Source organism: Gilliamella sp. ESL0405, assembly GCF_019469205.1.
Taxonomy (GTDB): domain Bacteria; phylum Pseudomonadota; class Gammaproteobacteria; order Enterobacterales; family Orbaceae; genus Gilliamella.
The window spans coordinates 625,226-641,639 of the sequence record NZ_CP048265.1 but is presented as its reverse complement, the minus strand read 5'-3'; the positions used below and the strand labels follow the sequence as shown (position 1 = coordinate 641,639).

Annotated in this window: 16 protein-coding genes; all 16 read left to right on the top strand. The window is 40.3% G+C overall.

Annotation, left to right across the window (positions count from 1 at the left end; genetic code table 11):
• Positions 1 to 158: 158 nt before the first annotated feature.
• The 16 genes from GYM74_RS02925 (at position 159) to citG (ending at position 16,355) form a co-directional block, all read left to right on the top strand.
• A complete protein-coding gene (locus GYM74_RS02925; RefSeq protein WP_220219003.1) occupies positions 159 to 1,298 on the top strand; it encodes an amidohydrolase in 1,140 nt (379 codons plus the stop codon).
• A 10-nt stretch (positions 1,299 to 1,308) separates the two neighbouring features.
• Positions 1,309 to 2,352: a methionine ABC transporter ATP-binding protein gene (locus tag GYM74_RS02920; RefSeq protein WP_220219002.1), complete on the top strand. Its 1,044-nt coding sequence runs from the start codon at positions 1,309 to 1,311 to the stop codon at positions 2,350 to 2,352.
• Positions 2,353 to 3,051 (top strand): methionine ABC transporter permease, encoded by a 699-nt coding sequence (locus GYM74_RS02915; RefSeq protein ID WP_220219001.1) that lies wholly within the window; start codon positions 2,353 to 2,355, stop codon positions 3,049 to 3,051.
• Between the two features lie 280 nt (positions 3,052 to 3,331).
• The gene (mlaF, locus tag GYM74_RS02910) at positions 3,332 to 4,147 is read left to right on the top strand and encodes a phospholipid ABC transporter ATP-binding protein MlaF (RefSeq protein WP_220219000.1); all 816 of its coding nucleotides are present in this window, start codon (positions 3,332 to 3,334) and stop codon (positions 4,145 to 4,147) included.
• Entirely contained in the window at positions 4,147 to 4,926 is a 780-nt protein-coding gene (gene mlaE, locus GYM74_RS02905; RefSeq protein WP_220218999.1) for a lipid asymmetry maintenance ABC transporter permease subunit MlaE, read from the top strand. Before mlaF ends, mlaE begins: the two co-directional genes overlap by 1 nt.
• A gap of 11 nt (positions 4,927 to 4,937) precedes the next feature.
• A complete protein-coding gene (gene mlaD / locus GYM74_RS02900) occupies positions 4,938 to 5,519 on the top strand; it encodes an outer membrane lipid asymmetry maintenance protein MlaD (RefSeq protein ID WP_220218998.1) in 582 nt (193 codons plus the stop codon).
• A gap of 16 nt (positions 5,520 to 5,535) precedes the next feature.
• On the top strand, positions 5,536 to 6,180 hold the full coding sequence (gene mlaC / locus GYM74_RS02895; RefSeq protein ID WP_220218997.1) for a phospholipid-binding protein MlaC: 645 nt from the start codon (positions 5,536 to 5,538) through the stop codon (positions 6,178 to 6,180).
• A 6-nt stretch (positions 6,181 to 6,186) separates the two neighbouring features.
• On the top strand, positions 6,187 to 6,459 hold the full coding sequence (locus GYM74_RS02890) for an STAS domain-containing protein (protein WP_220218996.1): 273 nt from the start codon (positions 6,187 to 6,189) through the stop codon (positions 6,457 to 6,459).
• Between the two features lie 86 nt (positions 6,460 to 6,545).
• Positions 6,546 to 6,803 (top strand): BolA family protein, encoded by a 258-nt coding sequence (locus GYM74_RS02885; RefSeq protein WP_220218995.1) that lies wholly within the window; start codon positions 6,546 to 6,548, stop codon positions 6,801 to 6,803.
• A 94-nt stretch (positions 6,804 to 6,897) separates the two neighbouring features.
• Positions 6,898 to 8,925 carry an oligopeptidase A gene (prlC, locus tag GYM74_RS02880; RefSeq protein ID WP_220218994.1) on the top strand — a complete coding sequence of 676 codons (2,028 nt, stop codon included), beginning with the start codon at positions 6,898 to 6,900 and terminating at the stop codon, positions 8,923 to 8,925.
• A complete protein-coding gene (locus GYM74_RS02875) occupies positions 8,912 to 9,649 on the top strand; it encodes a class I SAM-dependent methyltransferase (RefSeq protein ID WP_220218993.1) in 738 nt (245 codons plus the stop codon). Before prlC ends, GYM74_RS02875 begins: the two co-directional genes overlap by 14 nt.
• Positions 9,650 to 9,664: 15 nt before the next feature.
• Positions 9,665 to 10,354 carry a 16S rRNA pseudouridine(516) synthase RsuA gene (gene rsuA / locus GYM74_RS02870; RefSeq protein WP_220218992.1) on the top strand — a complete coding sequence of 230 codons (690 nt, stop codon included), beginning with the start codon at positions 9,665 to 9,667 and terminating at the stop codon, positions 10,352 to 10,354.
• A gap of 127 nt (positions 10,355 to 10,481) precedes the next feature.
• Positions 10,482 to 11,729: a Bcr/CflA family multidrug efflux MFS transporter gene (locus GYM74_RS02865; protein ID WP_220218991.1), complete on the top strand. Its 1,248-nt coding sequence runs from the start codon at positions 10,482 to 10,484 to the stop codon at positions 11,727 to 11,729.
• A complete protein-coding gene (locus GYM74_RS02860) occupies positions 11,726 to 12,250 on the top strand; it encodes a gamma carbonic anhydrase family protein (RefSeq protein WP_220218990.1) in 525 nt (174 codons plus the stop codon). The genes GYM74_RS02865 and GYM74_RS02860 overlap by 4 nt, the downstream gene beginning before the upstream one ends.
• 104 nt (positions 12,251 to 12,354) lie before the next feature.
• Entirely contained in the window at positions 12,355 to 15,294 is a 2,940-nt protein-coding gene (locus tag GYM74_RS12355) for a DNA translocase FtsK (protein WP_220218989.1), read from the top strand.
• A gap of 164 nt (positions 15,295 to 15,458) precedes the next feature.
• On the top strand, positions 15,459 to 16,355 hold the full coding sequence (gene citG, locus GYM74_RS02850; protein WP_220218988.1) for a triphosphoribosyl-dephospho-CoA synthase CitG: 897 nt from the start codon (positions 15,459 to 15,461) through the stop codon (positions 16,353 to 16,355).
• Positions 16,356 to 16,414 lie beyond the last annotated feature (59 nt).

Genomic DNA, 16,414 nt, shown 5'->3' with positions numbered 1-16,414 from the left:
ACATAAACACACTCTAACATAGAAAAAACTATTCAGTTATTCCATGTTCTTCTAACTTATAACTTTTAGGAATAAGATATAAAAAACGATTATTAGGGTGACAAATTAAGCTATGTTACTGTAAAAACTATCAATAATTAATTAGCGTTGGGTATAACATGAATTCGTCACTTGCAGATACGCTTAGAGAGCTTTTTACCACGTTGCATCAACATCCTGAATTATCCAATCAAGAGTTTGAAACAACAAAAACACTACGCGCTTATTTGGAAAAAGCACACATCCGCATCTTAGAATTAGGCGCTAAAACCGGCGTTATTGCCGAAATTGGCACCGGCTCGCCGGTGCTTGCACTGCGGGCAGATATTGATGCGTTACCGATTAATGAGCAAACCAATTGCGCCTACCGCTCTAAAACACCCGATGTCATGCATGCCTGTGGACACGATGTGCATGCCACCATTTTAATGGGCGCAGCTTATTTATTAAAACAGCAAGAAAAACACTTAAAAGGCACTGTTCGCTTACTGTTTCAACCGGCAGAAGAGAACTTCACCGGCGCCTTGCAATTTATCGACATTGGCGCCCTAAATGGGGTGGATGCTATCTTAGGTCTGCACAATAATCCCAACTTAACGATTAATCAAATGGCATCACGAGCCGGCGCATTTTCCGCTAATGTTGATCGAATCGAAATCACCGTAACCGGCGTCGGTGCGCATGCGGCAAGGCCTGAATCGGGCGTTGACCCGATTGTCATTGGCGCACAAATTATTAGTGCAATACAGACTATTTCCAGCCGTACGGTCAGTGGATTAGATGCGGTCATTGTCAGCATTACCAAATTTCAAGGCGGAAATACTTGGAATGTCATACCTGAAAAAGTTGAAATGGAAGGTACTGTCAGAACATTAACCCCTGAAATTCGTGCCAAAGTAAAACAACAGTTGGCGACTATTATTGAAAATATCGCCATTGCCATGGGCGGTAAAGCCGAATTAAGGTGGTTTGACGGCCCGCCTTCCATTATCAATGTGGCCGAATGGGTTGAATTTGCTCAAAAAGTTGCCAAACAAGTTGGTTATGATATTATTGATTTTAAACCACAACTTGGCGGTGAAGATTTTGCCCACTATTTACATCATTTGCCGGGTGCATTTATCAATCTTGGTTCACAAAGTTCTTATTCGCTTCATCATCCAAAATTCCAAATAAATCAAGACATGATAATGCCCGCAGCCAACTATTTATCCCAATTGGCGCAGCAAGCACTTATACAATTAGCACAGAATCGATAGGAACGAAATAATGATAAGATTTGAAAACGTCTCTAAGCAATATGAGCGCAACGGCATCACCACTCAAGCATTAAACAATATCAATTTAACTATCGATAAAGGCGATATTTACGGCATCATCGGTTATAGCGGCGCCGGTAAAAGCACCTTAGTGCGATTGATCAATTTTCTTGAAAAACCCACTCAAGGTGAAGTTATTATTGAAAACCAACTGTTAAATCAATTATCTAACAGTGAATTACGTCAAGTCAGACGAAAAATCGGCATGATCTTCCAACACTTCAATTTACTTGAATCAAAAACCGTGTATGACAACGTAGCGATTCCACTTATCTTAAATAAAAAAAATAAGCAAACAATCAAACAAAAAGTCCATGAACTGCTGGAATTTGTTGGATTAAGTGATAAAGCCAATAGCTATCCCAAAGAGCTATCCGGCGGGCAAAAACAGCGCATCGGTATTGCCAGAGCTTTAGCCAACGACCCGACTATTTTACTTTGTGATGAAGCCACTTCTGCGCTCGATCCGCAAACCACTCAAGCTATTTTAAACATCATCAAACAGATCAACGAAAAGTATAAAATAACCGTTGTTTTAATTACCCATGAAATGCATGTTATTGAACAAATTTGCAATAAAGTGGCGGTGATGGAAAAAGGCCAGATCATTGAACATGGTAATGTGCTTGATGTGTTTGGGCACCCTAAACATCAAACGACCCGCAACTTTGTCAGTTCGGTCATTAACGATCAAATCCCAACAGGGGTCGTTGAAAATCTGTTAGAGATAGAAGGCAAAAAAGAGAATATCAAACTATTCAAACTGGAATTTTTAGGGCGATCTGCTTCTGAGCCGGTCATGAACTCATTGATATTACAACAAAAAGTTGTCGTCAATATCCTGTTTGCCCATATGTCTGAAATTGAAAAAACGGTATTAGGCAGCATGTTTGTACAACTAAAAGGCAGTGAAACAAACATCGAACAATCAGTGCATTACTTACGTGAAAACGGCGTACAAGTCACTGAAATTAAACATTGGGAGATAAACTAAATGGAAATATTAACCAACATATGTGATTACCTGAAAACTAATTTCTCAACATCAGTGACCGTCGATCAGTTTATTCAAGCCACTTACGATACCTTTTATATGGTGTTTTTTGCATTATTATTGGGATCGCTAATTGGCATATCCCTTGGCATCTGTTTAGTGACAACTCGTCCGGGCGGGCTGTTGGAAAATAGTCGGGTTTATCGCATTATTAATCCAATCATTAATCTGGTGCGCTCACTGCCTTTTATTATTCTATTAGTCGCCATTGTTCCGTTAACGAAATTGATTGTCGGTAGCTCAATTGGTACAACGGCGGCCATTGTGCCTTTAACATGCTACGTGGCGCCTTATATTTCAAGGCTGGTTGAAAATTCACTGCTGGAAGTCGACAGTGGGATTATTGAAGCGGCGCAATCTATGGGCGCAACACCGGTACAAGTTATTTGGTATTTTATTTTACCCGAAGCGTTCAGCTCCTTAATTTTAACCCTAACGACTGCCACAATCGGTTTAATTGGTGCCACCGCCATGGCGGGCGCTATCGGTGCCGGTGGTATTGGCGATTTGGCAGTATCATACGGTTATCAACGCTTTGATACCACCGTGACCTATATTTGCGTGGTCATTTTAGTTATCGTCATTCAAATTGTCCAAAGTTTAGGAAACTATTTAGCACGTAAAGCTCGGCACGAATAACCAAAATCCTAGCGTACATTATTTACATAACAGGGAAAAGCCAGCTAAAAGCACTTTTCCCTAATAAAATAATGGGAAAATAAAGGATAGTAATGAACACTATTTCCAACCAATAGTGATAAAGCATGGAACTGCTGATAAAATAAGCTAACTTACCAAAAAATATCGACAAATTGGCTAAAATGTCAGTTAAATCAACTATATGTTTAATAGATTTCATTATTCTAAAATATCAAGTAAAATAACTTCAAATTTAATCATGGTAGTGTAGGAAATCATAGTGACAAACACATTACAGCAAAATATAGTCGAAATTCACGATATGTCCTTTTATCGGGGAACAAGACCTATTTATAAAAATATGAGCCTGAATGTGCCAAAAGGCAAAGTGACTGCCATTATGGGTCCATCCGGAATTGGTAAAACAACACTACTCAGGCTTATTGGTGGTCAGCTTAAACCACAATCCGGTCAAATCTTATTTGACGGTGAAGATATTCCCAGTATGTCACGTTCAAGATTATATGAAGTGCGTAAACGCATGAGTATGTTATTTCAATCGGGCGCATTATTTACCGATCTCAATGTCTTTGATAATGTAGCTTACCCATTGCGTGAACATCTCAACTTGCCCGAACCGGTATTGCATAATTTAGTTTTGATGAAATTACAAGCGGTCGGACTACGAGGCGCAGCGCATATGATGCCTTCGGAATTATCCGGCGGTATGGCTCGGCGTGCAGCGCTAGCCAGAGCAATTGCGCTTGACCCCGACTTAATCATGTTCGATGAACCTTTTGCCGGTCAAGACCCTATCTCAATGGGCGTGATTGTCAAACTCATCGCCGAAATCAACCAATCACTAGGCTTAACCTGCATTGTGGTAAGCCATGATGTTAAAGAAGTACTAAGTATAGCTGATTATGCCTATATTATTGCAGAACAACATATCATTGCCGGTGGAACATCACAGCAACTTCGAGACAACCCGGATCTACGTGTGAAACAGTTTCTTGAAGGCTTAGCTGACGGCCCTGTGCCATTCCATTATCCAGCAGATGATTACAAATTAGACCTAAGCAGAGGTGCAAAATAATGTTGAATTTAATTGCGAAACTGGGGCAATCAGTCATTAATACTATCGCAATGCTGGGTCGTTCAGGTGTGATGCTATTTGGTGCGCTCATTGGTCGTCCACAATTTAAAAAGCAATTTCCACTGCTGATCAAACAATTCTATTTTGTCGGCGTACAATCACTGACAATTATTATTGTATCTGGCCTATTTATTGGCATGGTATTGGCGTTACAAGGTTATTTTATCCTTACCACATTTGGTGCCGAAGCTAGCCTCGGGATGATGGTAGCCCTTGCGCTACTTCGTGAGTTAGGACCTGTGGTTGCCGGATTACTGTTTGCCGGGCGAGCCGGTTCAGCGTTAACCGCTGAAATTGGTTTAATGAAAGCCACAGAACAGTTATCAAGTATGGAAATGATGGCAATTGACCCCCTAAGACGGATTATTGCACCACGTTTTTGGGCTGGATTTTTTAGCATGCCTTTTTTAACCGCTATATTTGTCACCGTCGGAATACTGGGCGGCGTGCTTGTGGGTGTTGAATGGAAAGGTATTGATTCTGGATTTTTTTGGTCATCGATTCAAAACAACGTTGATTGGTGGCATGATTTAGGTAACTGTTTTGTTAAAAGCTTTGCATTTGCAATTGCCAGTACTTGGATTGCACTTTTTAATGGTTATGACTGTGTACCAACATCAGAAGGAATTAGTCGGGCAACAACCAATACTGTTGTCTATTCATCATTAGTTATTTTGGGGTTAGATTTTATTCTAACCGCATTAATGTTTAGTCATTGAGGTCATTAAACATGAGTCGTAAAGTTGAAATTACAGTTGGATTATTTATGCTACTGGTCATTGCATCAGTATTATTTTTATGCTTTAGAGTCACTGACCCGACATCATTTGTCAGTCATAACTCTTATCGTGTCTATGCGATATTTGATAATATTGGCGGATTAAAAGTCAAATCACCGATAAAAATTGGTGGCGTGGTGATTGGGCGAGTAAGTAACATTACATTACAATCAACCGATGCTGAACAATATAAACCTTATGTCACAATGGATATTGATATATCATATGACAAAATCCCTAGTTCAAGCTCACTATCGATAAAAACATCCGGTCTTTTAGGTGAGCAATACATCGATATCAATTTAAGTTTTGATAATCAAACCGTATTTGATATCGATTCCTATTCTGCAAATAATTCTACACCGGTTAACCCGAGTAAAGACAAACAACCCCCTTATTTCGAAGAAGGTTTTGTAATACATAACACAATACCGGCTATGGTCATCGAGGATTTAATCGGAAAATTCCTTTACTCAGTTGGTTCATCTGACAAAAATAAAACCGAAAATACAGAAAATACAGAAAACAAATAACAAGTAAGGAGTTCACATGTTAACCAAATTTAAGCAAGCCATTGTATTAGTCTTCGCTTTATTATTTAGTAGCCTAGTACTGGCTGAAAACAATCCGTATCAAGATATGCAAGTAGCCGCTGATAAAATCTTCGGCACAATGAAAGCACAAGCGGCAACCTTAAAAGCCAATCCGGATAAATTAAAAGATATTGTACGAACAGATTTATTACCTTATGTCCAAGTAAGATATGCTGGTGCACTGATTTTAGGTAACTACTACAAATCAGCAACCGACGCTCAACGTACAGCTTATTTTGATGCATTTGAAGGCTACTTAGTGCAAGCTTTTGCCCAAGCATTGACCCTATACAATGGTCAACAGTATGAAGTTGAATCCGCAAAAGATTTAACCGGTAAAAACTTGATATCGATTCGTGTATTACTTATTCAACCGGATAAGAGCCAACAACCGATTCGTATCGATTTCCAATGGCGCAAAAACACCGTTACCGGTCAATGGCAAGCTTATGATTTGATTGCTGAAGGGGTCAGTATGATTACCACTAAGCAAAACGAATGGTCTACCACTTTACGTCAGGAAGGTATCGATGCGTTAACAAAACAGTTAATCGACCTATCCAATCGTAAAATCGATCCTAACGCCAAACCAAAAGGTTAGTTGAACATGTCGCAAATTCAAGTAGAAAAGCAACAAACAGTATTACATTTAATTGGTGAGCTTGATGCTCACTCATTAAATGATTTGTGGTCAAAACCAGATTCGCTCTTTATTGGTACTGACAGTATCGACGTAGCACAACTTAGTCGGGTTGACTCTTCGGGACTTGCGACACTCGTCTACTTTTGCATTAAGTATGGAACGAAACTAATCGGCATAAACCCTCAGCTACAAACCTTAATTGCACTGTATGATTTGCAGCCGGTTATTGCCGATTAAATTAGTTTTTTTACTTAAACGTATACAATTTCTGAAAGATCTTGACAGCACGTCACTATAATCATTAACAACAATGAGTTTTAATAATGGATAAACAACAAATCATTGATAAATTAAACAGTTCACTTAATCTTGATGATCTTCATGTCACGACAACTGACGGAAGTCATTTTCAGGTTATTGCTGTTGCCGACTTTTTTGGGCAATTAAGCAGGGTAAAAAAACAACAAGCAATTTATGCGCCATTAGCTGAGTTTATTAACGATAATCGTATTCATGCATTATCAATTAAAACTTATACACCCACTGAATGGCAACGTGAAAGAAAACTAATGGGCTTATAAGTTATTCGATGATTAGAATAGACTTCAATAGCCCTTTTTTGCCATTAAATTACGTTCTATCTATAGACGAAATCAATGCATAAGGTATCGCAACATGACAAACCCATTACTAACAGATGCACCTCTTCCGCTATTTTCACAGATTAAGCCTGAACACGTATTACCAGCCATAAAACAGACTTTAGATAATTGTCGCAATACCATTGAGACAGTACTTAAACAAAATAGTGAATATACATGGGACAATTTAATTCAACCGATTGATGAAATGGACGAAAAATTTGGCCGGGCATGGTCTCCTGTTAGTCATCTCAATTCAGTGAAAAACAGCCCTGAGCTACGTCAAGCTTATGAAGCTTGCTTACCACTGCTTTCACAATACAGTACCTGGGTTGGTCAACACAAACCGCTTTACCAAGCCTATAAACAGCTCAAACAAAGCGAGCACTACAACACCCTTTCTAAAGCACAAAAAAAAGTGATCGACAATGCCTTGCGTGATTTTGATCTATCGGGAATCGGATTACCGGATGATAAGCAAAAACGCTACGGTGAAATTGTTGCGAAACTTTCCGAACTTTCATCACAATATAGTAATAATGTGCTTGATGCCACTATGGGTTGGTCAAAATTAATTACCGATATTAACCAGCTAGCGGGCTTACCGGAAAGTGCGCTTAGTGCAGCTAAGCAGCAAGCGACAGCGAAAGGACAAGAAGGCTGGTTATTAACCCTTGATATGCCTAGTTACATACCTGTCATGACCTATTGTGATAATCGAGATTTACGTTTTGAATTTTATCAAGCCTATAATACTCGTGCTTCTGATCAAGGTCCAAATGCCGGCAAATGGGATAACACCCAAATCATCAAACAGATTTTAGCATTACGTGATGAATTGGCTAAATTACTCGGTTTTGACACTTATGCCGATAAATCCTTAGCCACCAAAATGGCACAATCAACCTCGCAAGTTATAGCGTTTTTAACCGATCTTGCTAACAAAGCCAAACCGCAAGGCGAAAGAGAGCTGGCCGATTTAAAACGTTACGCTTATGAGTTTTTTGGCGCAAGTGATATTCAACCGTGGGATATTGCATATTACAGCGAAAAGCAAAAACAGTATTTATACTCGATCGATGACGAACAATTGCGCCCCTATTTTCCGGAGCAACGTGTCATTAACGGCTTATTTGAAGTTGTTCATCGCATCTTCGGTATTACGGCCAAAGAGCGTCATGGCGTTGAAGTGTGGGATCCGCAAGTCAAATTCTACGATCTTTATGATGCCAATGGTGAGTTGAAAGGAAGCTTTTACTTAGATTTATATGCTCGTGAGCATAAACGTGGCGGCGCTTGGATGGATGATTGTATTGGTCGGATGCGTTTTGCGGACGGTCATGTACAAAAACCGGTTGCTTATTTAACCTGTAATTTTAATCGCCCGGTCGGTGATAAACCGGCACTCTTTACCCATAATGAAGTAACAACCTTATTCCATGAGTTTGGTCACGGTCTTCACCATATGCTAACCGAAATTGATGTATCATCGGTGGCCGGTATTAATGGTGTGCCATGGGATGCGGTTGAGTTGCCGAGTCAATTTTTAGAAAACTGGTGCTGGCAACCGCAAGCATTGGCATTTATCTCCGGTCATTATCAAACCGGTGAACCGTTACCAACGCAAATGCTTGAAAAAATGTTAGATGCCAAAAATTATCAAGCGGCACTGTTTATTTTACGTCAGTTAGAGTTCGGGCTATTTGACTTCAAATTACACTCACAGAAAGACGCCGACATACTTGACACATTGGCACAAGTTAGACAACAAGTGGCGGTTGTGCCAACAGTTGACTGGGGACGATTCCCACATGCATTTAGTCACATTTTTGCCGGCGGTTATGCAGCAGGTTATTACAGTTACTTATGGGCTGAAGTGCTATCTGCCGATGCTTTTTCACGCTTCGAAGAAGAAGGCATCTTTAATACCAAAACCGGTAATGCTTTCCTTGATCACATCTTGTCACAAGGTGGCAGTGATGAACCGATGACGCTGTTTAAAAACTTCCGTGGACGTGAGCCACAGCTAGAGGCACTACTACATCATTATGGTATCTCCTAGTTCGAATTTAGCTCAGCTAATCCAATTAGCTGAGCAGTGGTTATCTCACCATACCGATCTGCCATTCGCACTGACGTATCAAAATCAGCAACTTGCGTTAAAAAAAACTGACGAGCCAAAACTCAGTGCCATTACGGTTGATTTTGTGTCAGGCGCAATGGCACATCGTCGTCAATTTGGTGGTGGTCGGGGCGAAGCCATTGCCAAAGCGGTGGGGGTTAAAGGCAGTTATCTTCCGAAAGTGATTGATGCAACAGCCGGGCTTGGTCGTGATGCATTTGTATTAGCTTCAATCGGCTGTCATGTGACAATGTTTGAAAGGCATCCGGTCGTTGCCGCCCTGTTGGCAGACGGTTTAAAGCGTGCCTATCAAGACCCAACTATAGGTCAGTGGCTGGCACAGCATTTACAGCTTATCTATCACTCGAGTATCGACGGCCTTGATTGTTATACCGATAAGCCCGATGTCGTTTATCTTGATCCGATGTTTCCGCATCGGCAAAAAAGTGCGCTGGTCAAAAAGGAGATGCGCGTTTTTCAGCAATTAGTGGGCAGTGATAGTGATGCAGATAGTTTACTTGAACCGGCAAGGCGACTAGCTCAAAAACGGGTTGTAGTAAAAAGACCGGACTATGCGCCCTTTTTAGCTAATGAAAAACCTACCGCTGAGATTAAAACTAAAAACCACCGGTTTGATATATATACCCCTGTTAGTGCATTATAGGAATGATAAAAAATTATGCGATTAGATAAATTTCTCGCTCACCATTTAGGCATTAGCCGTACCATTGTTGGTAAAGAATTAAAAGCCAAAAAAGTCACCGTTGACGGTGAAATTATTAAATCCGGTGCCTATCAGCTTACTCCACAGCAACAAGTTGAGTATGACGGCTATATCATTACCCCGGTTACTGAAAATCGTTATTTTATGCTCAATAAGCCTCAAGGCTATGTCTGTTCAACTGATGATCCGGATCATCCAACCATACTCTATTTTATTGATGAACCCATGCCGGAAAAACTGCATGCAGCGGGTCGATTAGATCTTGATACCACCGGACTTGTACTGTTAACCGATGATGGTAAGTGGTCACACCGTATCACCTCGCCTAAACACCATTGCCAAAAAGTGTATGAAGTTACCGTCGAACAGCCGCTAAGCCCTGATCTGATTGAACTATTTGCAAAGGGTATTAAGTTAAAAAGTGAGAAGTCACTAACTAAACCGGCGCAGTTAACGATTATTGATGATTATCATGCCGAATTGACGATTAGCGAAGGCCGCTATCATCAAGTAAAACGGATGTTTGCGGCAGTAAATAATCATGTGATTGCATTGCATCGCAAGCAAATTGGCAATATCATTCTTGATATACCCGAAGGCGAATATCGCTTACTAACACAAGATGAAATCAATTCATTTAGTTAATATCGAATCATATTATTAATCAATAAAACCTATTAATAAAATTGTTATGCGAAACCAATAAGCGCTTACGATTAATTAATGGTATTTAAATAATGTTGTAAATTAAAATCCATAAAGGAAAAAGTACGTGCAAAATACTGATCAACCCGTAACAATTAAGATTTCGAAAAGCGCACTCATTTTTATTCTTGGATTACTGTCTATGTTAATGCCGCTTTCGATAGATATGTACTTACCCAGTATGCCAACTATCGCCCAGCGGTTTAATGTTGCTGATGCAACGGTGCAGTTAACGATTAGTTGCTATTTATTAGGCTTCTCAGTCGGGCAGCTATTATTTGGTCCACTGACCGACAGTTATGGTCGCCGTAAGGTGTTAATTGCCGGATTAACTATCTTCTTTGTGGCGGCATTTTGCTGTGCGATAGCCGCAACGATTCATCAGTTAATTACGGCTCGCTTCTTCCATGGTATTGCGGCTGCGGCAATTGCTATTGTAGTAAATGCCTTAATGAAAGATATCTTTCGTGATCGTGATGAATTTTCCAAAATGATGTCGTTTGTGATGTTAATCTCCAATGTTGCCCCACTACTCGCCCCGATTATTGGCGGTTTTATTTTGTATTGGTTCAATTGGCAGGCTAACTTTTATAGCTTAAGTTTCATCGCCCTTGTGTCAATCATTTTAGTATTCACAACCATTCCCGAAACACTACCTAAAGTTAAACGCAGTAAATTTAGCTTAAGGCGTATATTGAGTAACTTCATTACCCTATTCCGTCACAGGCAAGTATTTACTTATATGATGATTGGTGCATTTTCCGGCGCTGGCCTGTTTTCATTTTTAAGTTTAGGGCCTTTTGTGTATATGAACTTACATGGCGTTGCACCAATCAATTTTGGTTACTATTTTGCGCTCAATATTTTAGTTATGGTATTTATGAATACCCTCAATAGCCGTTTAGTAAAACGTGTAGGCGCCATTAAGATGATGCAGTTAGGGTTATTAATCCAATTTATTATGGCAATTGGACTGGCAATTATTACCTTATGTAATTTAGGCTTTGTCTGTTTAGTGATTTGTGTTGCCGGTTATATTGGCTGCATGTCAACCATTGGTGGCAATAGCATGGCGGTTATCTTAGACCTTTACTCCCATATCGCAGGAACCGCCTCATCACTGGCCGGCACGCTTCGTTTTGCGGTTGCCGGCGCAATCGGTGTAATCCTTTCGAGCTTAGTTTCAACGCATAATAGTGTTGCGGTGAATGATAATATGAGTGAATGGCTCATGGTTGGCTCAATGGTGATATGTAACTTTTTAGCAGTTGGTTTATACTTGACGGTGAAAAACATCAAAAGGAAAGAATCATGATCTATCAACTCGATAATTTACGCCCTAACATTGCCTCTGACTGTTTTATCGCAAATTCGGCCGATATTATCGGTAATGTCGAAATAGCATCCGGCGTATCAATTTGGTTTAATGCTGTTTTGCGTGGCGATATCGCCGCAATTTATATTGGTAAAAATAGCAATGTTCAAGATAATACAACGATTCATATTGAAACAGATATTGCTTGTGTTGTCGGTGAAAATGTCACTATTGGGCATAATGTGATTTTGCATAGCTGCACTATCGAAGATAATGCCTTAATTGGTATGGGCAGCACCATTTTAAACAATGCTAAAATTGCTAAAAATTGTTTGGTTGGAGCAGGCTCACTTGTCACCCACAGTTTACCATATGAAGAAGGTTGTCTTATCATGGGCTCGCCGGCTAAAATTATCCGCAAATTGACCGATGCCGAAATTCAAGCCAATATTGAAAATGCCAACAGATACGTCGAAAATGGCAAACGGTTTAAACAAACTTTAGTTGCGATGACCAACTAGTCCAATAATAAATTCGTTTTTATGTTTTATTCCCTCTCTCAGAGGGCGCAATATATGGTAAAATGCCAATAATTTTAACTGAAAATCGCTATTTAGGTACGTGTTTGAAAAAGTCAAAAATTACGAGAAGGCAGATTATAGCGCAACTGATTCTATTAACGATAATAGGGTTATCCGTTTGCTTATTTTTATCGCTGTTTACTTACAATCCCTCTGATCCGGGCTGGTCTCGCACCGCTTGGCATACACCGATAAGCAATTTTGGCGGTTATCTCGGTGCTTATGTTTCCGATGTGTTATTCCAATTTTTGGGCTTTGTGGCTTTTAGCATACCCGTTATTTTTATTTTCTTTTGTCTGCAATTAATGCACTATTTTTATCGGCATGCCAATGATCCGATTAACTATTTTAGTGTCTCATTTCGAATTATTGGTATTTTAGCGTTTATTTTCAGTTCCACTGGTTTTTTTGCCTTAAATATTCAAGATGCCGAACAATTTGAAGCCGGCGGTTATTTAGGTTCAATCGTTATTGAAAGTCTGTTACCGGTGATGAGCAACCTTGTCACCTCACTGGTTTTACTGGCAACCAACTTTGCCTGTGTCACACTATTAACCGGGCTTTCATGGTTGTATCTAATAGAAAAATTAGGTGCGCTGGTTATGCTGTTGTTATCACCAATTAGATGGTTATTTTCATTGCGTAAATCAAGACACGTTGCTGACGATGAAAATGATGCGCCAGAAAACCCACAATCAGCTGAACAAGAGCAAGACCCTCAGTTTACTATCCCGTTTGATCATGATGCAGTCAATATCCAACAAACTGCCCCTCTTAATATCAAGGTTGATGATCAGCAAGCTGAGGCTGCAATTAAGATTGATAAACAACCTCAAACCGAAGCAACCTTATCGCCTAAAACGGAAGATGACAAACTTAAACAAACAACAATGGAGTTAGTCAAGGCGCTGCAAGAGCTTAATGCCAGATCGCTAGCTGCTGCTGAAGATAGTTCAAATAAAACGCAAAACCAACTAGAATCTGATGATATCTTAACTCGCATTGAATCGATTTTACAAAATATGAAAGAACGTGATTCTGATTCAGTAAAATCGTTAGTTGAACAAATTCAACTAAATAAATCAGCAACGGTAGACCCTTTTGAGCACGACAAATACACTATTTCTGATGCGCCAAGTAAACCTTTGTTTATCATGAATGATAATCAACCGTCCATCACATTACAACATGATAGTGAGATTGGCGAAGAGAATGAACAGAGTGCATTTGATCCTATCATCGAACTCTCAGCCGATGAGCCTGAGCCACTATTCATCACGCCTCAAATCATGACGGATGTTGAGCTACCTGAGCGGATACCAGCCACCGATGTGGATATAGATTTACTGAAAAAAGAAAATCCGGTTATTGAAGATATCTATCAAGTCGAAACCACCGATGAAAAAGTTCAGACGTTTGAGCCGATAGCGGACGATGAGCAAGATAGCTTAATTCATCCATTACTCAGACGTGATGATACGCCACGGGCAAAACCAACCACACCATTGCCGTCTTTGAATTTATTGACCGCACCGCCAACGACTCGAATTGAAGTCGACCATGCTGCCTTAAATGCCATGGCTGAATTAATTGAAAAAAGCTTAGCTGACTATCGTGTTAAAGCCAAAGTGGTCGATTATATGCCGGGTCCGGTCATCACCCGTTTTGAAATCGAACTGGCGCCGGGGATTAAAGCTGCCCGTATTTCAACGTTGGATCGTGATCTGGCTCGCTCTTTGTCAATGCCGTCGGTGCGTGTGGTTGAAGTGATTCCCGGCAAACCTTATGTCGGTATCGAACTACCGAATAAAAACCGTCAAACCGTCTATTTTAGGGAAGTGCTTGATAGCCCACAATTTAAAAATGCCCAATCACCACTAACTGTTGTGCTGGGTAAAGATATCGCCGGACAATCGGTAGTGGCGGATTTGGCCAAAATGCCACATCTGTTAGTGGCAGGTACCACCGGATCCGGTAAATCAGTCGGCGTTAATGCGATGATTTTAAGTATTTTATATAAATCACAGCCGGAAGATGTTCGCTTTATCATGATTGACCCTAAAATGCTTGAGCTGTCTATTTATGAAGGTATCCCACACTTACTCACTCAAGTGGTTACCGATATGAAAGATGCGGCCAATGCGCTAAATTGGTGTGTCAATGAAATGGAAAGACGTTATCGCTTAATGTCATTTTTAGGGGTACGAAACATTGCCGGTTACAACGAAAAAATCAAACTGGCAGAAGAAATGGGTCGACCAATCCCCGATCCATTATGGAAACCAACCGACAGCATGGATCTGAACATGCCAACATTGGAAAAATTACCGTATATCGTTGTTATGGTTGATGAGTTTGCTGACTTAATTATGGCGGTAGGTAAAAAAGTCGAAGAGTTAATCGCAAGACTGGCGCAAAAAGCACGGGCGGCCGGTATTCACCTTGTCTTAGCCACTCAGCGACCGTCGGTTGATGTCATTACCGGTTTGATTAAAGCTAACATTCCAACTCGTATTGCTTTTACCGTTTCGAGTAAAATTGACTCACGCACGATTTTAGATCAAATGGGCGCCGAATCCTTGCTTGGTATGGGGGATATGCTTTATTTGGCACCTAATAGCTCTATACCAATTCGTGTTCATGGTGCGTTTGTCCGTGATGAAGAAGTTCATGCCGTTGTACAAGATTGGAAAGCACGTGGCACACCAAAATATATTGAAAACGTGACCGTTTCAACCGATGACAGTGAAAGTGGCAGCTTAGACGGTATTGACGAAGAGCTCGATCCATTATTTGATCAGGTTGTGGCTTTTGTTGTTGAAACACGTCGGGCTTCAATCTCTAGCGTTCAACGAAAATTTAGAATCGGCTATAACCGAGCGGCTCGCATTGTTGAGCAAATGGAGCTGGAAGGCATTATTAGTCCGCCTAGTCATAATGGCAATCGTGAAGTTTTAGCAACCCAATCACAACACGATTTTTAAAGTGATAACGCCAGCTTATGAGTATCTAATAAGCTGGCAAGCTTGAAGGTAATAACCCGCAAATATATTAACTAGGGTAACCAAACTTTGCTGTTAACTTAAATTAATTGAAAATCGCTAATTTTGCACAGCAAGGCATTAAAACCCGCAAGGTAACACAGACAATGAGTGATTACTCACAGCAAGTGGCTTTATTGGAAGCCAAAATAATTGATAATAAAAATTTAAGCCCAGCGACACAGCTTGCGATTAAGGCGTTAATCAAAGAAATTTGCCTGTCACCTAAACCCGGTCTGGTGGATATGAACAATAATGGCGCACATCGGGATATGGATTTTCAAACCTTCATTTCCAGTATTCAAGCCATTACACATTGGTTTGAACAGTTTTACCAATACGGAAAAAACACCGCTAATAGGCCGGTTAACCAATTTTTATCGGGCATTAGACCGATTGGATTACAATGTGAAAAAGCAATGTTTGGCGCAACGCATCAAGTCAATACCCACAAAGGAGGCATCTTCGCTTTTGGTTTATTACTCGGTGCTATTGGTCGAATTGAACAGCAAGGCTTGCCACTTAATGCACAAAGTATCTGTGAGCAAGTCGCCACTATCTGTCAAGGTATCGTCAATAACGAACTTAAACAAAACAACCCGACACATTCCGTCGGTGAAAAGCTGTTTAAACGCCACAATTTAGCCGGTGCTCGCGGAGAAGCTGAATCAGGTTATGCCACAGTTCGACAAGTATCACTGCCAATATATCAACAGATGATAAACAGCGGTTACGATGAAGAGACTAGCTTATTACAAGCTTTATTATATTTACTGGCTTTTAACCAAGACACCAATCTTGTCTCTCGTGGCGGGCTTGAAGGATTAAACTATGTTCAACAACACGCTAAAACTTTGATTGATCAAGGTGGAATGGTTGATCATCATGGGCGAGAAAACCTATATAAGCTCGATCTTGAGCTAATAAAACGCAATTTAAGCCCTGGCGGTTCGGCCGATTTGATTGCTATTACGTGGTTATTATCTCAATACCCAAATGCTTAAATCATCGTAAAATATCCGTTGATAAAATAAGAGCATAATTGGTTGCTTGCAGTTTAGCC